Origin of the sequence: Vampirovibrio sp. (assembly GCF_041737375.1) — a bacterium.
GTDB lineage: Bacteria > Cyanobacteriota > Vampirovibrionia > Vampirovibrionales > Vampirovibrionaceae > Vampirovibrio.
The window spans coordinates 60,667-80,064 of record NZ_JBGSRV010000010.1 but is presented as its reverse complement, the minus strand read 5'-3'; the positions used below and the strand labels follow the sequence as shown (position 1 = coordinate 80,064).

General features: G+C 51.2%; 17 protein-coding genes. 8 read left to right on the top strand and 9 right to left on the bottom strand.

What is annotated here, in order from left to right:
- Nucleotides 1–10 precede the first annotated feature (10 nt).
- The 5 genes from pdeM to ACEW81_RS05280 form a co-directional block, all read right to left on the bottom strand.
- Nucleotides 11–694, bottom strand: coding sequence for a ligase-associated DNA damage response endonuclease PdeM (gene pdeM / locus ACEW81_RS05300; protein WP_373531925.1), 684 nt, complete (start codon nucleotides 692–694; stop codon nucleotides 11–13).
- Nucleotides 695–719: 25 nt separating this feature from the next.
- Nucleotides 720–3,254 carry a ligase-associated DNA damage response DEXH box helicase gene (locus ACEW81_RS05295; protein WP_373531924.1) on the bottom strand — a complete coding sequence of 845 codons (2,535 nt, stop codon included), beginning with the start codon at nucleotides 3,252–3,254 and terminating at the stop codon, nucleotides 720–722.
- Nucleotides 3,241–4,887 (bottom strand): ATP-dependent DNA ligase, encoded by a 1,647-nt coding sequence (locus ACEW81_RS05290; RefSeq protein WP_373531923.1) that lies wholly within the window; start codon nucleotides 4,885–4,887, stop codon nucleotides 3,241–3,243. Before ACEW81_RS05290 ends, ACEW81_RS05295 begins: the two co-directional genes overlap by 14 nt.
- Nucleotides 4,884–5,894: a ligase-associated DNA damage response exonuclease gene (locus ACEW81_RS05285; protein WP_373531922.1), complete on the bottom strand. Its 1,011-nt coding sequence runs from the start codon at nucleotides 5,892–5,894 to the stop codon at nucleotides 4,884–4,886. Before ACEW81_RS05285 ends, ACEW81_RS05290 begins: the two co-directional genes overlap by 4 nt.
- A 158-nt stretch (nucleotides 5,895–6,052) precedes the next feature.
- Nucleotides 6,053–6,802 carry a sugar transferase gene (locus ACEW81_RS05280; protein WP_373531921.1) on the bottom strand — a complete coding sequence of 250 codons (750 nt, stop codon included), beginning with the start codon at nucleotides 6,800–6,802 and terminating at the stop codon, nucleotides 6,053–6,055.
- A gap of 143 nt (nucleotides 6,803–6,945) precedes the next feature.
- Here ACEW81_RS05280 and ACEW81_RS05275 point away from each other — a divergent pair, with 143 nt between their 5' ends.
- From ACEW81_RS05275 to ACEW81_RS05260, 4 genes are all read left to right on the top strand, one after another.
- Entirely contained in the window at nucleotides 6,946–8,163 is a 1,218-nt protein-coding gene (locus tag ACEW81_RS05275) for a family 8 glycosyl hydrolase (protein ID WP_373531920.1), read from the top strand.
- A gap of 422 nt (nucleotides 8,164–8,585) precedes the next feature.
- A complete protein-coding gene (locus ACEW81_RS05270) occupies nucleotides 8,586–8,888 on the top strand; it encodes a hypothetical protein (RefSeq protein WP_373531919.1) in 303 nt (100 codons plus the stop codon).
- A 75-nt stretch (nucleotides 8,889–8,963) separates the two neighbouring features.
- On the top strand, nucleotides 8,964–9,629 hold the full coding sequence (locus tag ACEW81_RS05265) for an RNA recognition motif domain-containing protein (RefSeq protein ID WP_373531918.1): 666 nt from the start codon (nucleotides 8,964–8,966) through the stop codon (nucleotides 9,627–9,629).
- 140 nt (nucleotides 9,630–9,769) lie between these two features.
- Entirely contained in the window at nucleotides 9,770–10,219 is a 450-nt protein-coding gene (locus ACEW81_RS05260) for a Fur family transcriptional regulator (RefSeq protein WP_373531917.1), read from the top strand.
- 55 nt (nucleotides 10,220–10,274) lie between these two features.
- Here ACEW81_RS05260 and ACEW81_RS05255 read toward each other — a convergent pair whose 3' ends face one another.
- Complete coding sequence (locus tag ACEW81_RS05255) at nucleotides 10,275–10,886, bottom strand: MerR family transcriptional regulator (protein ID WP_373531916.1); 612 nt, start codon at nucleotides 10,884–10,886, stop codon at nucleotides 10,275–10,277.
- A gap of 506 nt (nucleotides 10,887–11,392) precedes the next feature.
- On the opposite strand from ACEW81_RS05255, the gene ftsH reads away from it, so the two are divergent.
- The 4 genes from ftsH to ACEW81_RS05235 all read left to right on the top strand — a co-directional run bounded on the left by ftsH (nucleotide 11,393) and on the right by ACEW81_RS05235 (nucleotide 18,377).
- Complete coding sequence (gene ftsH, locus ACEW81_RS05250) at nucleotides 11,393–13,567, top strand: ATP-dependent zinc metalloprotease FtsH (protein ID WP_373531915.1); 2,175 nt, start codon at nucleotides 11,393–11,395, stop codon at nucleotides 13,565–13,567.
- A 135-nt stretch (nucleotides 13,568–13,702) separates the two neighbouring features.
- Nucleotides 13,703–15,493 (top strand): proline--tRNA ligase, encoded by a 1,791-nt coding sequence (locus tag ACEW81_RS05245; RefSeq protein ID WP_373531914.1) that lies wholly within the window; start codon nucleotides 13,703–13,705, stop codon nucleotides 15,491–15,493.
- A gap of 61 nt (nucleotides 15,494–15,554) precedes the next feature.
- Nucleotides 15,555–17,357 (top strand): translation elongation factor 4, encoded by a 1,803-nt coding sequence (gene lepA, locus ACEW81_RS05240; protein ID WP_373531913.1) that lies wholly within the window; start codon nucleotides 15,555–15,557, stop codon nucleotides 17,355–17,357.
- 96 nt (nucleotides 17,358–17,453) lie between these two features.
- The gene (locus tag ACEW81_RS05235) at nucleotides 17,454–18,377 is read left to right on the top strand and encodes an endonuclease/exonuclease/phosphatase family protein (protein WP_373531912.1); all 924 of its coding nucleotides are present in this window, start codon (nucleotides 17,454–17,456) and stop codon (nucleotides 18,375–18,377) included.
- A 66-nt stretch (nucleotides 18,378–18,443) separates the two neighbouring features.
- Here the strand turns inward: ACEW81_RS05235 and ACEW81_RS05230 are convergent, their stop codons facing one another.
- From ACEW81_RS05230 to ACEW81_RS05220, 3 genes are read right to left on the bottom strand one after another with little or no spacing between them, the layout of a single operon-like run.
- Nucleotides 18,444–18,701: a hypothetical protein gene (locus ACEW81_RS05230; protein WP_373531911.1), complete on the bottom strand. Its 258-nt coding sequence runs from the start codon at nucleotides 18,699–18,701 to the stop codon at nucleotides 18,444–18,446.
- A 39-nt stretch (nucleotides 18,702–18,740) separates the two neighbouring features.
- Nucleotides 18,741–19,115, bottom strand: a complete 375-nt coding sequence (locus ACEW81_RS05225) for a D-Ala-D-Ala carboxypeptidase family metallohydrolase (RefSeq protein ID WP_373531910.1) — start codon at nucleotides 19,113–19,115, stop codon at nucleotides 18,741–18,743.
- A complete protein-coding gene (locus ACEW81_RS05220; RefSeq protein WP_373531909.1) occupies nucleotides 19,108–19,398 on the bottom strand; it encodes a hypothetical protein in 291 nt (96 codons plus the stop codon). Before ACEW81_RS05220 ends, ACEW81_RS05225 begins: the two co-directional genes overlap by 8 nt.

Here is a 19,398-nt window from a genome sequence, read left to right as displayed (position 1 = left end):
ATGGGTTTATTTAAACCGGAATCACCAGATCATCCGATAAGGCAAATATTCGATCCTGCCGGGTGGGCTTGATATTGAATCCGCCCGTAAACTTGCTAAAGGCGGGCAAGGTGCCGCCGTGGGGGGTGAGATGAAAACAGGGCAACCGCAATGAATCTGAGGCGCTACAAATTTTTACCGCCGGGTGAATATGGCCGCACCAGTTGAAAAAACCGGTTTCTATTTCGGGCTGATGTGAAAACAAAAAGGGTGGCTCTCGCAATGCTTGCTCGATCACGTCAATACCCCACTGGGCGGCCACTGTATGCATCTTGCGATCATGATTTCCGGCCACCAGCACTACCGAAATTGGGTTTTGAGCGCGCCAGGTCAGAATTTTTTCATGCAGCCCTTCGCTGAGGCCAAGGCCCCCGTGAATTAAATCGCCCAGTACCAATAAGCGCCGGGGTTGATAGTCCTCAATCAAGGCGCTTAAGCGGGCCAAATCGGCAAGCAGCAAGGCATCTGGAATGGGAATACCGTGCTGGCGAAAGGTTTCGCTTTTGCCCCAATGCAAATCAGAAACCAGTAAGCTGCCGCAGTGGGGTAAATAGCCCGCCCGCCGGTGATCCAGAGTTACTTGAAAAGACACGCCGGAGCTTAAAGTTTGTTCAACCCGTATGCTGGGAGCCGGTGGGCAAAGCGTTTTTTTCATAAGGGACACCTGTCTGGATACCCGCCTATTTTAGCCATTGTTGTTGCATTTTCCAAATGCGCTCAGCGGCGGTTTCGTTGGATGCCCGCAAGGGCTGGCTGCTGATGCGCTCGGCCATGAGTGGAAAACAAAGCGGAGAGGGCTTTTTTAAATCTTTCCATCGCAGCTGGGATGCGCCCAAACGGGTTAAAGTATCGATCAGCCGACCTTGCTCAAACTGATTTTCCAGCACTTCTTGCCGGGCCTGATGCAGCAATAAACTGTCTGGCTCAAATTGAGTGAACACATCATAAAGCACCGATGAACTGGTATTGAGTTGGCGAGAACTTTTGAGGGTTCCGGGATAATTTTGATAAATCAGCCCGGCTACACGGGCAATGTCTCGAAACTGTCGGCGGGCCAATTCGCTCATATTCAGGCTGTGTTGTAAGTCTTCGGCCACATGGTGCGGTGAAAACAGGGTTTCATTCAATAACGCCTGAAAGGGGAAATTTTCTGAGCTTAAAAATTCAATGCCATAATCGTTCACCGTCATTTGAAAGGTGAGTTTTTGGGTTTTACTGAACCGATAGGCCAGCAGGGCGGCCAAGCCTTCATGCACCATTCGCCCCTCAAACGGATATAAAAAAAGATGATAACCTTGCCGAGATTTAAAAAATTCAGCCAACAATTCATGGGCTTTAGGAAGAACGGAGCGTTCTTTTTGCAGGGCCAAAATGGGCTTCAGCGCTTGAATATCGGGGGTGCTTTCCAGCCGATTGACGTTGCGCTCCAGCGTTTTGCGAAAATAAGCGGCCAACGAGGCTGAAATGGGCAATCGCCCGCCACTCCACCGTGGCACCACCGTTGTTTTTTTGCTGGCCAAGCGCACATAGGCGGTCATTTCCCGCACGGTTACAAATTCCACCACCCGTCCGGCAAAGGTAAACACGTCCCCTTTTTTCAGGCGAGAGACAAAGGATTCCTCCACCTGCCCCAATGATTTTCCTTGGAGAAAGGCGATGTTCATGGAAGCATCCGAGCCAATGGTGCCAATGTTAAATCGATGCAGTTGAGCCACCCGTTTATCGGGTACTTCATAAACGCCTTCCCGAAGTTCAATTTTGCGATACTCCGGGTAGGCGCCCAGTGTTTTTCCACCATCTCGCACCAGAGTTAGAATCCATTCAAATTCATCCCGGCTTAAATCCTGATAAGAGACTGCGGTGATGACTTCCTGATACAGGGCTTCCGCTGAAAAACCGCCACCCAAGGCGCAAGTAACCAGGTGTTGCACCAGTACGTCATACGGTTTTTTTAAAGACAACCGGGCCTCAATGTCATGGTTTTGAATGGCTTTTCGAACCGCCGAAATTTCGATCAGTTCCAGCGCCTGAGTGGGAACACAGGTAATGCGACATTCGGCCCCCGGACGATGGGCGGCCCGGCCTGCCCGCTGAATGATGCGGGCCACCCCTTTGGGCGATCCGATTTGAAACACCCGCTCCACGGGCGCGAAATCCACCCCCAAGTCCAGCGACGAGGTGCAGATAACCAGTTTGATAAACCCTTCTTTCAGGCCCTCTTCCACAAATTCTCGTTCCCGCTTGGCCAGCGAACCGTGGTGCAGGGCCATCAACCCGGCCCAATCCGGGCGAGCCTCCAGAATATCCTGATACCAACGCTCGGCGTGAGAGCGCACGTTGGTAAATATCAGGGTGGAGACTTCAATATCCAGCACCTCTAATAATTGGGTCAGCATCATGGCCCTCAAATGTCCGGCCCACGGAAAGCCATCCATGTGCCGGGGAATCAGGGCGTCAATCACAATAGGACGCTCCAGTCTGGCGGCCACGACTACCGCTGTTTTATTTACCCCTATGGCCCGTTGGGCGGCATCTTGCAGGTTGGCCATGGTGGCCGATAAAGCCCAGGTTCGCAGGGTAGGGCTAAAGCGCCGCAAGCGGGCCAAGGCCAGCTCCATCTGAATGCCCCGTTTAGAGGTCATCAGATCATGCCACTCGTCCACAATTACCGCTTGCAGGCCGCTAAAGCGCTGTGGGGCATCCTCGTAAGACAACAGTAAATTCAGGGATTCCGGGGTGGTAATGAGAATTTGGGGCAGTTGTTTTCGTTGTCGGGTTCGTTGGGTAGAGGAGGTATCCCCGGTGCGACTTTCCACCCGAAATGGCAAACCCAGCGCCTGAATGGGTGCTTCCAGCGCTTTTTCCATATCCCGGCTCAACGCCCGCAGGGGAGTGATGATTAAAATGCGCAAGCCGTGGGCCGGGTTTTCTATCAAGTCCGATAAAGGGCCGAGGTAGGCGGCGTAAGTTTTTCCGGCCCCGGTGGGCACATGGATTAACCCACTGTTACCGGCCCTGAATTGCGCCCACGCTTCTTCCTGAAAGGGGAAGGGATGGAAACCCAGTGTCTTAAACCAGCCCCGCAACATGGCCAAGCCTTCTCCGGCAGGCAGTTGATGGGGGAGGGCCAGGGTTTTGGAACGCTTTTTTGGGGGTGTGTCTTCTGTTTTGGATGGTTTCTTTTTCTGGCGCAAACTGGTGCTAAGTCTGGGCATGCAGTAAGCCTTTCAGGGTTTCCAGGGTGTCGGCTTCCGCCATGGGTTTATCTTCTCGCCACCGTAAAATGCGGGGAAATCGCAGGGCTACCCCCGATTTATGCCGTTTGGATTCGCTAATGCCTTCAAAGCCCAGCTCAAACACCTGATAGGGTTCCACGGAGCGCACCGGCCCGAATTTTTCTTTGGTATTGCCCCGAATCCAGCGATCCAGCCGTTCAATTTCTTCATTGGATAACCCTGAATAGGCTTTGGCCACTGGCACCAGCAAGTCATCTCGCCACACCGCAAAGGTGTAATCTGTAAAAAAATTGGCCCGACGTCCGGTGCCTGCCTGAGCGTAAATCAAAACGGCGTCAATGGTCAGTGGTTCCACTTTCCATTTCCACCAGTCCCCTTTTTTGCGTCCGCTTTGATAGGTGGAATTCAATCGCTTGATGACAAACCCTTCCACCTGCCGCTGACGGGCTTCCTGTCGCAGGGCCTGAGCCGCTGCCCAGTTTAAGGCCGGAACCGGGGGCGAAGGTAGAAAAGGCAGCGCCACCGATAAAAGCGCTTCCTGAAAAATGGCTTTGCGCTCACTGAGCGGGAGGGTTCGAATGTCCTGGCTCTCCCATTCCAGAAGGTCGTAAGCCATAAACACCACGGGTACATCGGCCATTACTTTGGGGGTTATTTTTTTACGCCCAATGCGGGTTTGTAATTTGGAAAATGGCAGCGGCAATCCGTCGGAAAAAGCTAAAATTTCCCCATCCAGTACCGTGCCATCGGGCAAGCGTCTGGCTGCCTCTTCCAGTTCGGGGAATCGTCCGGCCAGCAGCTCTTCGCCTCTTGACCACAAAAACACTTCCCCTTGCCGCACTACGCATTGCGCCCGGATGCCATCCCATTTCCACTCCAGCAGCCAATCCTCAATGGGGCCCAGCGCTTCCACCGATTGCTCTACCGGATACGCCAGAAAGAAGGGGTAAGGTTTGGAGATATCCATAGTGTTTGTATGGGTGGACATTATTTGCTGGAAAAAATCGGTGGAAGGCTCCCAGTGGCCCATTAGCCGGTGGGCCATCACCGCCGGATCCACGTCGGCGATTTCAGACAAGGCCCGCATCAGCAGCCGTTGGGAAACGCCCACCCGAAACGCCCCTGATAGCAGCTTATTCACCATAAAAACCTGCTGTTGATCCAGTACCCGCCACCAACCGATAATGATTTGCTGGCGACTTTGCTCATCCATGGTTTCCAGCGTTTTAATTTGATGGTTCATCCAGTGGGCCAGCGATTGCTCTGCCAATGCTGCCTGGGTGGTCAGGGCCATGGCTTCCGCCTCTTGGGGCGCTAGCGGCAGGCTGTCTCTCCAGGTGTCGTTTAGCAGGGCAATGGTCTCCGCCGTATCACCTACAGACATATAGCTTTCCCGAAACAGCCAGTCCGGGATGCCGGTGGCCGCTTCAAACCACAGGGTTAGCATACGGGAGGAAATGAGACGCTTGATACGCCGCCCGGACAGAAAAAACACCGCCCAGGCGCAATCCGCCGCCGGTGCGGATTTAAAGTAATCCACCATGGCCTCTACCTTGCCGTTGGTGGAGGTGGTGCTATCCAGCGCCTCGTATAACTCCAGAAACGCTTTCACGACAAACCCTCAGGCTCGCGTTGTTCGCCTAATTCGGAACCCCACACGCCCGCTGAATACCCTGCCTCATTGAGGTAGCGCACCAGTAAATCGGCCTTGCCGTGAGTGACCCAGATTTGTTGGGCTTTGGTTTGTTGAACGGTTTGCAGCAACTGGGGCCAATCCGCGTGATCGGATAAAACAAAGCCGCGATCATAACCACGTTGCCTGCGTCCGGCCCGAACCCGCATCCAGCCTGAAGCAAATCCTGTCTCCAGGTCCTTAAAGCGCTTCATCCAGAGGGAGCGAAACGCCGAAGGGGGAGCCAGCACCAATTCTCCGGGTAGCGATTTTTTTTCGGCCTCTACAACCGGAATGGTTTTTATCATGGGTACCCCGGCTTCCCGGTAAATTCGGGTCAATCCCTCTACCGCCCCGTGGAGGTACACGGGTTCATCGGTGTAGCGCATTAATTCTGATAAGACCCGTTGCGCTTTGCCCAGTGCGTAACAAAACAGCAAGGCGGTGCGATTTTTTCGGCGACAGGCCATCCACCATTCGTAAATGCCCCGCACTGTTTCCGGGGTGGATTGCCAGCGGTAAATGGGTAAGGCGAAGGTGGCTTCTGTAATAAACTGATGACAGGGAACCACCTCAAACGGTTTACAGGTCGGATCGGCATCCCGTTTATAATCGCCCGAGATCGCCCAAACCTCTCCGCCCACTTCTACCCGAACCTGTGCGGAACCCAAAATATGCCCCGCCGGATGCAGGGAAACGGTGGCAGGCCCCATGGCAAGCTGTTGTCCGTAGGGGAGCGTCTGGTACTGTTGCTCAGCGCCCAGTCGGTGTTTTAAAAGGGGCAGGCCGTCTTCTGTACAAAAATAATGGTTGCTGCCAACACGGGCGTGATCGGCATGGGCATGGGTGATAATGGCCCGCTCAACGGGTCGCCACGGATCAATATAAAAATCGCCCGCCGAACAGTATAATCCGGCTTCGGTTGCTTGTATCACAGGCTGGTGCAAGCCGATAAACCTTTGGCGTTATTGAATTTCACAGGAATGACGTTTTGTAAGGTCGCCCATTGAAGCGCTTAACCATTATACCACTTGGTATAAGTGTTCAAAATGGGTCATTGCTGAAAATTGAAGAGGCTTGCACTGGCACTGAAGCCGCTTTGAAACTAATAAGCGCCCCGACTGGCCAGCACCGCCGGTAAGGTTTTAAACAGGATTTTGAGGTCGCTTAGCAAGGTCCACTGCAAGATGTAACTCATTTCCAGTTGGCACAATTGCTCAAAACTGATGTTGGAGCGGCCACCCACTTGCCAGGCGCCGGTCATACCGGGGAAAACCTGAAAACGCAGGGTGTAAGGCCCCTGAAAAAGTTCACTTTCATCCTGAGGCAAAGGGCGAGGGCCCACCAGACTCATATCACCCCGAATGACATTGAGCAGCTGGGGCAATTCATCCAGGCTGAAGGCCCTGAGTATTTTTCCAATGGGGGTTACTCTGGGGTCGTTGGCCAGTTTGAACAGTCCGTTTTCCTGCTGGGCCTGCTTACGGAGGGCGTCTCGCTGAGCGTCGGCATCGGTGGTCATTGTTCTGAATTTATACATGCCGAATGGTTGAAAATTTTTGCCAATGCGTTGGCTTTTATAAAGAATGGGCCCTTCGGAGGTCAGTTTAACCAGCAAGGCAATTAGCAGTAATAACGGGGAAATGGCCAGTAGTCCCAAGCTGGCGGCTAGTAAGTCAATGGTGCGCTTGATACCTTGTTGGGCCCGGTAAATCCAATGGCTGGAATGGTTTAAAAAGGCAATTTCAAGCTGAAAGCCTTGCTTTAAGATATCCGGGGCATTTTTTTCTTTAACAACACGCTGGCGCTCTGGCAAGCTGACCCGTGAAGGCGAAGACAGGGTTGAAGTGCTCATGGGGTTAAAGTCCATCCAAGGTTAAGGTGTTATTGTTTTGGAATTCATATTAAATAGAATTAAAACTAAAGTTAAAATTGTTTGCTGACCTTGTGCGTCTCTTGTAAGCTGGTCTGCAATTCATGTAAACCGGACACCCTGCCATGATTGATCGCTTTCCAATCCCTTGGCCCCAATGCTTGCTTTTGCTGATTGCGGCGGCCACTTTAACTGTTTTTTATCCGGCACAGGGCATGCAGGGGGCTGCCCCCCCGGCGGCGGCGTCCAAACCAGAGGCGGGGCCTGCTTGGCACTTGTCGTCACTCCTTCAACAAAGCTGGCAGTTTTACAAAGGGCGGTTTTTGGTGGATGGGGCGCATGTGGTTTCTAACACCTATGGCGGAACCATTAGCGAGGGGCAATCCTATGCGCTGCTAAAAGCCTTGTGGATGAATGAGCCTGCCACTTTTCAAAAAATATGGCAATGGACCCGGCTGAATCTTAAACGCCCTCACGATCATTTGTTGGGCTGGCGCTGGGGAGATGGGGAGTTTGGTACCAGCAAGGGCTTAATGGAGCTGGATAATGCCGCGGATGCGGATCAGGACATTGCCTATGCCCTGCTACTGGCTGGTCGGCAATGGAACCGCCCGGATTATACCCGTGACGGGCTGAATATAGTGAAAGATTTGTGGCGGTTAAATGTTCAATTGCTGGATGGGCGCTATTACCTGATTCCTGGCACCTGGGAAGGTTTTAAAGAGGAGTACCTGACGCTGGATCCTTCCTATTTGGCCCCTTATGTTTACCGGGAGTTTGCCAGGGCGGATGTCGCCAATGCCGCAGGCTGGACTCAATTGGCGGATGACAGTTACGATGTACTGGAAGCCTGTACCAATTTGACCCGGCCCAAGCTGCCGCCCAACTGGTGCGCCGTGAAGTGGCAGGAGGATCATCAGGGTAGCCGGATTATCTTTTCGGATCGGCAGGGGGATGGCTCCCGAGATTTTAGCTACGATGCCTTTCGGGTGTACTGGCGCATGGCCATGGATGCCAGACTCAGCCCTGTGCCGGGCCGGGATAGAGCCAAAGCGTATTTAAAAAATCATCCATTTTTGCTGGACTATTGGCGGCAACATGCCACCATGCCCGAAGGGTTTACCGCCCAGGGCCTGCCCCGAACCCAGGAAACCTCTGGCTTTGCCATGGGGCCAGTGCTGGTGCTGAATCATTTTCAGCAACCCGCTCAGGATGGCGCTTTGTATCAGCAGTTGCTGGCCCCTCACTATCATGCGGAAGGCTACTGGTTCAACGATTACAATGATTTCCTGCACAGTGTGATTTGGCTGCACTTATACGCCCTCAGCTTGAAGCCTGCGTAGGGTTTTTTATCTCTTTCTAAATTTAAACTGAATTTAGAAACTAAAAAAAGCCGCCGGTTTAGGGTTGCTTGTTTGGGGTGATGACCTTCTCTATGGAGCGCTTTCATCGTCACCCGAGCCTCGGAGGTTTTAGGGGGCTGGGTCTGCCTCCCTCTGGGTTTTGAAGTCCTCTGCCAGCTATGGAATCTGGGGGAGGGGATTTTGCGCCGAGCTTTTGGGGGCTATCCCCAAGGGCGGGGCCAAAAATGCCCTTAGTTGCATGGTTTTCGGGTTATCCATGTTTTTAATCTTTAAATGCTGCTTTGTTGCATTTGAATTGCAAATATATTGCAATAGTGATAGTCTGTAAATATGCAAATCCGTTTGCTGTAATTTTTAATGCCTGAACAAAAATACACTCTAAACCCCTAAAGGATGACGCTATGCATTTTGATCCCCTACTGAAAACCGCTTACGATAATGGCGCTGAGATTATGATTCAGCTGAAAGACTTTTGTGGCAACCCTTATCAAGGGAAGGTGCTGGCATTGAATGAAGATGCTTTTACCTTGTTTCACAGTGGGCTGGGTGGTGGTGTTCTATGGTCATTTGCCAAAGCGGATGTGGCCTTTTGCGGATTGATCGTGGAGCTGCCTGCGCTGGTTACCACGCCAGTCTCCATGGCCAAGCCGGGACGCTCCTCCATTGACCTGATGGAAGGTTACCGGGGCGATGGCGCCGAGTAACTGACCGGCAAGCTCTTTGATTTCAACCGTTAAGCATTTAATCAATCAATCATCACGCAGAAAGGCCCCCATCCCATGAACGCAAAGTTATTTGTCCGCAACCTGAGCTGGTCCGTTACCGAAAACGATTTGTATGAATTGTTTGGGCAATCGGGAGAAGTGATTTCCGCCAAGATTCCCATTCGCCGTGAAGACGGCAAGCCCCGTGGCTTTGCCTTTGTGGAAATGGCCTCACTGCAAGAAGGGCAACAGGCCATTCAAAGCCTGAATGGTTATTTTTTACAGGGTCGGGATATGGTGGTTGATTTTCAGGATGAGAATCGAGGTTCTGGCGGTGGCGGTTCTGCTTCTGGCAGTGCGACCGGAGCGCCGGCTAAAAGCGCCAAGCTATTTGTGCGTAGTTTGTCTTATGGGGTGAGTGAAGCGGATCTGGAACATTGTTTTCAGCAGGCCGGTCACGTGGTTTCAGTCAAAATTCCCACCGATCGCGATACGGGCGAAGCCAAGGGTTTTGGCTTTGTGGAAATGGCTTCAGTCGAAGAGGCGGAGCAGGCCATTCAAAGGCTCAATCACACCAACTTGGGCGGCAAGGATATCGTGATCGACTATCAGGATGCCAGCCGTAACAAAAGCAAGCCTGCGGGCGGCAGCCGATCAGGCGGTGGTGGCTATGGCCGCAACAGCGGCGGCGGTGGTTATGGCGGCAAACGGGATCGTTCTGATTATTCCTCTCGCTGGTAATTTCAAAGGCTCAACAGGTCTGTCTCAATGGCTTTCTGCTGGTTCCTATCATGCCGGGGCGGCTGGGTTCGGTTCAAAAAAATGACTGAATTGCCAGCAAACTTGCGGTATGATGAAAAAAAGCGGAAGCCATTGGGATTATGACCACTTACACCGAACAAGCCATTGCCATTCTAAAATCCAAAGGGTTTCGCATTACCCGCCCTCGAAAGCTGGTGTTGGATTTACTGGATCAATCCAATATCGCTTTATCGGCCTACGAAATTAAAGACGCTTTGGATGTGGCCGGGGAGAAAATTGATACGGTCAGCGTGTATCGCATTTTGGAATGCCTGGATGAGCAGGGCTTAATTCATCGGGTGATGAGTAGTGGAAAAGTTAAAAAATGCCTGCTGGAAGCTGAGAGCGATTGCCAGCTGCACCAAAAGGATCATTGTCATCACTTGTTAATTTGCCAGCAATGCAACCGCATTGAAGAAACCCATTGCACCGGCATTAGCGCCATGGTTAAAAAGCTGGAAAAGCAAATTAATTTCCAGATTCAGTCGCATCATCTGGAATTTATGGGTCTATGCCAAAATTGCCGATAACCAGCACCCGAGTTTTTTTGAAAACTGAAACCCTCGAGTGTTACCCCACGGCTCACTAGGTTTTGCGATAGAACCCGAATTGAACGGACTTAAAGCGAGAGAGTTCGTACTCCAGCGATTCTTTGGTGCGAACGGCTTCATCCAGTTTCTTTTTCAGGGCGTCGTTTTCGCTTTTACAACGAATTAACTCCACCACCACTTCATCTAGGCCAGAAAGCTTGTCATCCAGCAAGCGGGAAAGATCTTTAAGAATGCCTTCCTTCACTTGGCTAACGGCCTCAACCATCACCGTAATGTTGTCTTTGTTGGCAGCGCTGCTTCGTAAAGCCTGATTGTTGGCCGACACCGAAGACATGTAGCCCCCTTTTTGCAGGTTGGCGGATTCAGCGTCGGGCTTATTGCCCATGGGGCGCTCGGTGTTGTTGGATGGGGTGTTCCTCTGACTGGAAACGGGGTCGGGCATTTCACCCTGTTTTTTGCTATCCAGAACCTTTTTCAACGCCTCGATATCACGATGCGTAAAAATAATGCGGCCTGTTTTTTCATCCTTACGGGGAGAAAGCGCCAGACTTTGAACGTAATTCATTAACTCCCGCTCTTCCAAGCCCAGAAGCTCCATTACATAGCCAATTGTATAGGGAAAGTCTTCTGTTGTTAGGGAAGTCATGGTCTCTCTAACCTGTATTAAAGCTCAACACGGTCTATCTTAACACAAGACTGACCGCTGACAAACAATCAAACGGCGTTTTTTTCTGTGCAATCCTCCCGTGGGTTCCGGCCAAACGTATTTGTGGATGGAGGCGGTAAAATAAAACATTGGGGGGCGATTATGCACAGGCTGCGATGAGGTGACTGATGACCCCTGCGGTGGTTTTTTCAAGGTTCTTTATAGCCTGAGCCGAGGGGCTGAAAAAGGACTTCAGAAGCGGGTAAAGGATATCTTACCGGCGATGTATGCTATAATTCATCCTAATGTTTCCAGCCTTCTGTGCAGGGCTGATTGAGAGGAAATGGTCCGGCCCCGCTTCTTCGCGCTTCCGGTTATCGCTTGGATTGATCAGGCGATGCTAACGGTATTCAAAGAAGATACGGCATTCAAAAAGGTGGATGGTTTCCAACCGGTTCCGAAACAGTCTTACGTTTAGATTTCAGGGAGCGGCGTTTGCGGATTTTATGAAAAAACATCAGAATACCGGCTTTGCGATCCTGGTTGGCCTTATTTTACTGGCCTTGTTTGTTTCCACCCTTTTCAAGGGCGGCGATGTGGTTGTTCCCACCCAGGTAGGTTTTAATGAGTTTGTAAACCGGGTGAAAGCCCACGAAATAACCATGGTGGAGATTCGAGAGAATAATGCCACCGGGTTTAACACTGCCGCTGTCAAAGCGCTGGAAGAAAAGGCCAAAAGCCAGTCTTCTACCAGCTTTCGGATTAGCTCGCCCAATGTAGGCACTGGAAAACCGGCCTCGCCGAGTGCCACCGCCCCTGTTGCGGATAAAGTGGCTGAGCCCTTGCTAACTCCTCAAGCCACTCCTGCCAAACCGGTCAGCGTTGAAAATCCCAAGGCTCAGGCAACGGCTGTTGCTACCTCTCAACCCGTGGACGCTGCCCAAAGTGGTGCTGCCAAGCCCTTAACCCCTGCGGTGGGACCTGCTCATTATCAGGTGGTGTTGCCTCAAAATGGGGCAGGGGTAAACTTGCTGGTTCCCATTTTGCAGCAAAACAACGTGCCGTTTACCTTTGGGAAACCTGAGAACGACAGCCAGTGGCTGACCATCCTTAGCACCATTTTCCTGCCCCTGATTTTCCTGGTTTTTCTGTTTATGATTTTCAGAAACGCACAGGGCGGAGGCTCTCAGGCCATGTCTTTTGGCAAGAGCCGTGCCAAAATGTCGATGGATAGCAAGGTTAAAATCACGTTCAACGACGTGGCGGGCATCGATGAAGCCAAAGCCGAGTTGGAGGAAGTGGTCGATTTTCTGAAAAACGGCGAACGTTACCAGAAACTGGGCGCCAAAATTCCCAAAGGGGTTTTGTTAGTCGGTTCTCCGGGTACCGGTAAAACCTTGTTGGCCAAAGCTGTTGCGGGCGAGGCCGGTGTCCCTTTCTTCAGCATTTCCGGTTCTGATTTTGTGGAAATGTTTGTGGGCGTGGGGGCCAGCCGGGTTCGGGATTTGTTTGAGCAGGCCAAAAAGCATTCTCCCTGCATTATTTTTATGGATGAAATTGATGCGGTCGGTCGCCAACGGGGCGCTGGCATGGGGGGCGGTCACGATGAGCGGGAACAAACCCTGAACCAGTTACTGGTGGAGATGGATGGATTTGATCCGCATGCGGGCATCATTGTGCTTGCGGCCACTAACCGCCCGGACATTCTGGATAACGCCTTGCTGCGGCCCGGTCGCTTTGATCGCCAAGTGATGATTGACCGCCCGGATGTCCAGGGTCGCGAACAAATCCTGAAAGTTCACGCCAAAGGCAAACCATTGGCCAGTGATGTGGACTTGAAACTGTTGGCCAAGCGTACGCCCGGTTTCACTGGCGCTGATTTGGCCAACCTGCTGAATGAAGGCGCTTTGCTCGCCGCCCGTTACAACAAAGAGGTTATCCATCAGTCTGATATCGAAAACTCCATCGATAAGGTGCTGGCGGGCGCTGAGAAGAAAAACAAGATTATGTCCGAGAAGGACAAGGAGTTAACGGCCTATCACGAAGTGGGTCACGCCTTGGTGGCCGTGATGACGCCTGAAAGCGATCCGCTGCGCAAAGTTACCATCATCCCTCGGGGGATGGCGCTGGGCCTAACCTGGACCATGCCCGATGATGACAAGGTCCACATGTCCAAAAAGCAGATTCTGGCCCGCATTGCGGTGGCTCTGGGTGGTCGTGTGGCTGAAGAAGTGGTTTATCAGGATGTCACCACCGGGGCCAGCAGTGACCTTGAAAAAGTCAGCTCTATGGCCCGTCGTATTGTTACCGTGTACGGTATGAACGATAAACTGGGCCCCATTACTTACGGCAAGCAGAACGAGCATATGTTTATGGGCCGTGATTTTGGCAGCGAACGCAATTACGGGGAAGAGGTGGCCTCTTTAATTGACCGTGAAGTGAAAACACTGGTGGAAGAGCTGTATGATCAGGTTCGTAACCTCTTGGTGGATAACCGGGATGTCATGGATGCCATCGTGAAGGTGCTTCTGGAGAAAGAAACCCTGGATGATGTTGAGTTCAATGCCATTATGAATGATGTGGTTCATGCCAGAACCAATGGCACCGGCAACAAAGGCCAGGAAAAACTGGATCCGGTTGATCATAGCCATGAAACGCCACTGGTGATTGCGCCAGATTAAGTTTGGGCAAAATGACAAATTAAAATCCGAAATGGGGCGTTTCCGCAAAAGAAACGCCCCATTTGCTTTGCAAGCCGCCGCCTTTACACTATGATGGATGGTACTGATAGCGGTTATGAAAAGAGATCCCTGCCCATGCGAATGTCCAGATTGTTAGCCCCAACCCTGCGTGAAAACCCGGCTGAGGCCGAGGTGGTGAGCCACCAGTTGCTGGTGCGGGCCGGTTATATCAGGCGCTTGGCCAATGGGGTGTACAATTACCTGCCGCTGATGTGGCGAGTGCTGCGTAAGGTGGAGCAAATTTTACGGGAAGAGATGGATCGGGCGGGCGCTCAGGAATTATTAATGCCCATTCTACAACCTGCGGAAGTTTGGCAGGCTTCCGGGCGTTGGGATGTATATGGTGAGCTGATGATGCGGGTCAAAGATCGCCACGGTCGTGAATACGGCCTTGCCCCCACCGCCGAAGAAGTGATTACCGATATTGCCACCAAGGAAGTACGCTCTTACCGCCAGTTGCCGGTGAATCTGTACCAGATTCAAACCAAGTACCGGGATGAAATTCGCCCCCGTTTCGGCCTGTTGCGGGGCCGTGAGTTCATTATGAAAGACGCTTACAGCTTTCACAGCAATCAGGCTTGCATGGATCGGGAATATCAGAGCATGGCTGATACCTACACTCGTATTTTCAATCGCTGCGGTTTGGAAACCCGCCAGGTGCGGAGCGACAGCGGGGCCATTGGCGGTAGCGTCAGCCACGAATACATGGTGTTAACCCGCATTGCCCAAGGCGAGCAGGAAAGCGGCGAGAACGATGTGTTCTTCTGCGATGCTTGCGATTACGCGGCTAATGCGGAGCGAGCAGAATCCATTTTACAGGAAGTCAACACCACCGGCGAACATGCCGAGTTGACCGTATTGGAAACCCCGAACGCCAGTACCATTGAGGCATTAGAGCGTAAATTTCAGTTGCGTCCCGAAACGATTTTAAAAACGTTGATCTATATGATTGATGAAAAAATGCCGGTTATGGCCCTTATTCGTGGCGATTTGGCGATTGAGGAAATCAAGCTGCTGAATGCCTTTGCGGGCAATGAAATTCGGATGGCCACGGAAGAAGAAATTATCGAATTAATTGGCGATGTAAAAGGCTATGTTGGGCCTTACAACTTGCGTCCCGATACATTACAAAAACTTAAAATTGTTGCCGATCGTTCTGTTGCCAGCCTGAAGAATTTCGTAATGGCTATGAATGAGCGTGGAAAGCATCTGGTGGGGGCCAATTGGGGTGACCCTGGTTTACATGAACCGCACCTTCGTGATACTGACCTGCGCTTGGCTAAAATTGGCGATATCTGCGCTGAGTGCAAAACCGGCAAACTGGATATGACCCGTGGCATTGAGGTGGGGAATATTTTTCAGCTGGGTACCAAGTATTCGGGGGCCATGAATGCCACCTATACCGATGAAGATGGCACCGAAAAGCCCTTTATTATGGGTTGCTACGGTATCGGGGTTTCTCGTACCGCTGCGGCGGCCATTGAGCGGTTTCACGATAAATTCGGCATTATCTGGCCCATGGGCATTGCGCCGTATCAAGCTATTGTGGTGCCGGTGAACGTGACCGATGAAATCCAGATGGGGCTAGCTCAACAGCTTTACGATCAATTGCGAAACGCTGGCGTGGAAGTGCTGCTGGATGATCGTGATGAGCGGGCTGGCGTTAAATTTAAGGACGCTGATTTAATCGGTATTCCGGTGCGTATCACTGTCGGCAAGAAAGCCCCGGAAGGCTTGCTGGAAGTAAAACTGCGGGATCAGGACAAAGCGCAGGATATGCCGGTCAACGAGGTGTTGGCCTTTGTGCAAACCCAGATTCAGGAATGGCGTCCTACGGCCAAACAGGCCCAGCCCGCTTCTGTTTAACGCTTTTTAAATTTTCAAATTCCAAATTTAAACCCCCAGAACCATAAAGAACCACTCGCCCATGTCAAATATTAACCCCTCCAAGCTTCGTAATTTTTGTATCATCGCCCATATTGATCACGGCAAATCCACCATTGCCGATCGGTTGCTGGAATTTACCGGCACCATCGACAAGCGCAACATGAAGGATCAAGTGCTGGATAACCTGGAGCTGGAGCGGGAGCGGGGCATTACCATCAAGCTTCAGGCTGCCCGTATGGATTATCAATACAAGGGTGAAAACTATGTATTGAACCTGATTGACACGCCGGGACACGTTGATTTTAGTTACGAAGTTTCCCGCTCGTTGCAAGCTTGTGAAGGCGCCTTGCTGGTGGTGGATGCCTCTCAGGGGGTGGAAGCCCAAACCTTGGCCAACGTGTATTTGGCCATTGAGGCCAATTTGGAAATTATTCCGGTGCTGAACAAAATTGATTTGCCGGGTGCTGATCCCGAGCGGGTGCTGAAAGAAATTGAGGAAGTGGTGGGGATTGATATCTCCAACGCCATTATGTGCAGCGCCAAAGAAGGTATTGGCATTGAAGAGATTTTGCAGGCGGTGGTGGAATTTGTGCCGCCCCCTAAAGTGGATATGGTAAACCCCCTGAGAGCGCTGGTTTTTGACAGTTACTTTGACGCCTACATGGGCATTATTACGTATGTGCGCATTATTGATGGCGAAGTGAAGCAGGGCGATCGCATTCGCTTTATGGAAAACCAGAAAGTTTATGATGTCACTGAAGTGGGGGTGATGAAGCCGGTTCGCCACCCTTGCGCCAAGCTGGTTTCGGGAGAGGTTGGCTATATTTCGGCCTCCATTAAGGAAATGGGCGCCTTTGTTGGCGATACCGTGACCTTGCACGTGAACGGGGCCAAAGAACCGCTGCCCGGTTACCAGAAGGCCATGCCCATGGTGTTCTGCGGTCTGTATCCCGTTAACAACGATGACTATACGGTACTTAAAGATTCCCTTGAAAAGCTGAAACTGAACGATTCCAGCATCACCTTTGAGCCGGAAAGTTCGGAAGCGCTGGGCTTTGGCTATCGCTGCGGCTTTTTGGGCTTGCTGCATATGGAAGTTATTCAGGAGCGTCTGGAGCGAGAATATAACCTGGATTTGATTACCACCGCCCCTAGCGTGGTTTATAAAGTGCATATGACCAACGGCGACATTATTGAGGTGGACAACCCTTCCAAGCTGCCCGATCCGGTGAAACGGGACTATATGGAAGAGCCGTTTGTGAAAATCAGCATTATCACCCCCAACGAATTTGTGGGGGCGTTAATGGATCTTTCTCAAACCCGGCGTGGCCTTTTTATCGGGATGGATTATCTGGATAAGGTGCGGGTTAATTTGCAGTACGAGTTGCCTTTGAACGAAATGGTGACTGATTATTACGACAAGCTGAAATCCTGCTCCAAGGGTTATGCGTCGATGGATTATACGTTTTCCGAGTACAAGCGCAGCAATTTGGTAAAGCTGGATATTTTGCTGGCGGGCGATATTGTGGATGCCCTTAGCGTCATTGTCCACCGGGATAAAGCCCATCATGTGGGGCAAATTTTAACCGAAAAACTGAAAGAAATTATTCCCCGGCAAATGTTTGAAGTACCCATTCAGGCGGCCATTGGTGGCAAAGTTGTGGCCCGCAGCACGGTAAAAGCCATGCGTAAAAACGTATTGGACAAGTGCTATGGCGGCGATATTTCCCGGAAGCGTAAACTGCTGGAAAAGCAGAAAAAAGGGAAGAAGCGCATGAAGTCCATCGGTAGCGTGGAAGTGCCTCAAGAAGCATTCATGGCGGTTCTCAAACTCAGCGATTAATGGTAAATAAGCGGATTTGACATGCGGCTTGAATTAGATCCCCATAAAAATTGGCTTTCATTCCTGCGGTTGTTAAGGTGGCTTTTTTTCGGCACGTTGCTTTTTACCGTTTTGGGCTTTGCCACACAAATCAGTCTGGTTTTTGACCTGCTCAGTCACTTTCGGGTGCAGTATGCCTTAGTGCAGCTGATTGGTCTAATCTGGATGCTTCGCACCCTAAAAAAACCAACGGTTATGGCCCTGTTTATGGCCACGCTGATTGCTTTGTTTATCAACCTTTCTCTGGTATGGCAATATGCTTCACCCACCGGATTTGCCAAGCGGCAGTCCGGCTCTGTTCAACTCCAATTGCTGCAAATTAATGTGCTGGTGTTTAATCAAAATTATGACAAGGTGTTGTCTATGATCCAGCAATCCGATGCGGATATTGTTTCGGTGCAGGAGGTGGATTATCTGTGGGATGAGGCGCTGGAGCAGAGCGCAGTGCTTAAAAAATATCCTTATCAGGTGCGGCATTTAAGGGCGGGCAATCTTTTGCTCAGCAAAATTCCATTGGCCAGTGCTAAAATCGTCAGCTTCCCGGAAGACAAGCTGGGCAAGGCCATTTATCGAAAAGAAGGCGGGTTTATTCTGGCGCGGTTCACCCTTAAGGGCAGGCCGGTGAGTTTGATGAATCTGCACCCGCCCGTGCCAGTTGGCCCCAAATACATTAACAGCTATCTGCAATATTTATCGTTGCTAGCTGCGGAAAAGCCTTCACTTGCCCCCACCGTGATTTTACTTGGGGATTTAAATACCACGCCCTGGTCGTTTTTTTACAAGCAGTATTTGCAGGAACTGGGGTTGAAAGATGCCAAGGCGCATCATTACATGCCCACCTGGCCAACGTTTATGCCCCTCTTTTATTTGCCCATCGATCACGTGTTTGTCAGTTCAAATGTTCAAACCCTTCATCAGCAAACAGGCTCGTTTAACGGCTCCGATCATCTGCCGGTTCTGGTGGAATTGCAAATTCCCTAAAAGCTAAAAAAGCAAAAAAAAATCCCACCCGCAGTCGGGTGAAACACTGCGGATGGGACTGAAACTTTAATGCCGAGTCAACGCTTGAACCTTGCCCAAAAAGAGCTGGCCGGATTGAATGGCCTCTAAAAACTCATCCTCGGTGGCGGGGCCATCAGGAAATTTCCAGTGGGCGGGCAGTTGGGCGTAAACCATGCGGGCCACATCCAGCCCTTTGAGCCGTCCGATGAGTGGGGTTAGTAAATTCAAAATGCTCAGGGCCAAGGCCATTTCTTTGCCTAAACTTAGCTTGGCGATTAAGTGTAACGCTTTTTTTAGCATCATCTTTCCTTTCGATTGAAGTGCTTGGTTTAAGTTCATCATTTAAGTCCATCGTGCTTTTTCAGGGCGAATGTCCAGGTGCGTATAGTACTGATAGCAGCCCATGCCACCCGACCAGTTTTGCAGAAATTGCTGAACTGTTTTGGCTGGAACGCCTGCCACCACAATGTCTGCCGCCAGCCCGTCCAGATGTTGACTGTGCGAAGCGCCGCCCACGGCCTGATTATGGGCTTTGCTCCGGTAGCCCGAATTGATGAGAATGGGGCGGTTGAAAACCTCACGGATTACTTGCAGTCGGTTGGCCAGCCGTTCAATATTCTGGAGGACTCCAGCTGCAGGCATGGGGTCTTCCTTTCGTAAAAATTCCGACAGTTTAAAATGAGGGGTGAGCGCTATGTTCCGGCGATCTTCAGTCATGATTTCTCCCTGTGTGATGGTTGGGGTTTTGCGTGTTCAGGGGGTGACTGTTCAGGCGGTCATCAATTTTATTGAGCTGAAAATCCAGTCGATTCAGTAAAATTTTAATGTCCTCCACATCCTGTCGGGTGGCGTATTCGGCGCGAATCGAATTTTCCATGTGTCGCAGCGATTGCTCCAGTTCCACCGGGGTCACAAAAATTCCCAGTTTCAACAAACTGACTGTGACAAAGGATATGAGCGCCGGTACCACATATTGTCGAACCTGTGAAAATAGTTCCAT

Excerpts from the sequence above, each read along its gene's own strand:
- pdeM (WP_373531925.1), bottom strand. The coding sequence starts at position 694 with ATGAAAAAAACGCTTTGCCCACCGGCTCCCAGCATACGGGTTGAACAA.
- ACEW81_RS05295 (WP_373531924.1), bottom strand. The coding sequence starts at position 3,254 with ATGCCCAGACTTAGCACCAGTTTGCGCCAGAAAAAGAAACCATCCAAA.
- ACEW81_RS05280 (WP_373531921.1), bottom strand. The coding sequence starts at position 6,802 with ATGAGCACTTCAACCCTGTCTTCGCCTTCACGGGTCAGCTTGCCAGAG.
- ACEW81_RS05275 (WP_373531920.1), top strand. The coding sequence starts at position 6,946 with ATGATTGATCGCTTTCCAATCCCTTGGCCCCAATGCTTGCTTTTGCTG.
- ACEW81_RS05270 (WP_373531919.1), top strand. The coding sequence starts at position 8,586 with ATGCATTTTGATCCCCTACTGAAAACCGCTTACGATAATGGCGCTGAG.
- ACEW81_RS05265 (WP_373531918.1), top strand. The coding sequence starts at position 8,964 with ATGAACGCAAAGTTATTTGTCCGCAACCTGAGCTGGTCCGTTACCGAA.
- ACEW81_RS05260 (WP_373531917.1), top strand. The coding sequence starts at position 9,770 with ATGACCACTTACACCGAACAAGCCATTGCCATTCTAAAATCCAAAGGG.
- ACEW81_RS05255 (WP_373531916.1), bottom strand. The coding sequence starts at position 10,886 with ATGACTTCCCTAACAACAGAAGACTTTCCCTATACAATTGGCTATGTA.
- ftsH (WP_373531915.1), top strand. The coding sequence starts at position 11,393 with ATGAAAAAACATCAGAATACCGGCTTTGCGATCCTGGTTGGCCTTATT.
- ACEW81_RS05245 (WP_373531914.1), top strand. The coding sequence starts at position 13,703 with ATGCGAATGTCCAGATTGTTAGCCCCAACCCTGCGTGAAAACCCGGCT.
- lepA (WP_373531913.1), top strand. The coding sequence starts at position 15,555 with ATGTCAAATATTAACCCCTCCAAGCTTCGTAATTTTTGTATCATCGCC.
- ACEW81_RS05230 (WP_373531911.1), bottom strand. The coding sequence starts at position 18,701 with ATGATGCTAAAAAAAGCGTTACACTTAATCGCCAAGCTAAGTTTAGGC.
- ACEW81_RS05225 (WP_373531910.1), bottom strand. The coding sequence starts at position 19,115 with ATGACTGAAGATCGCCGGAACATAGCGCTCACCCCTCATTTTAAACTG.
- ACEW81_RS05220 (WP_373531909.1), bottom strand. The coding sequence starts at position 19,398 with ATGGAACTATTTTCACAGGTTCGACAATATGTGGTACCGGCGCTCATA.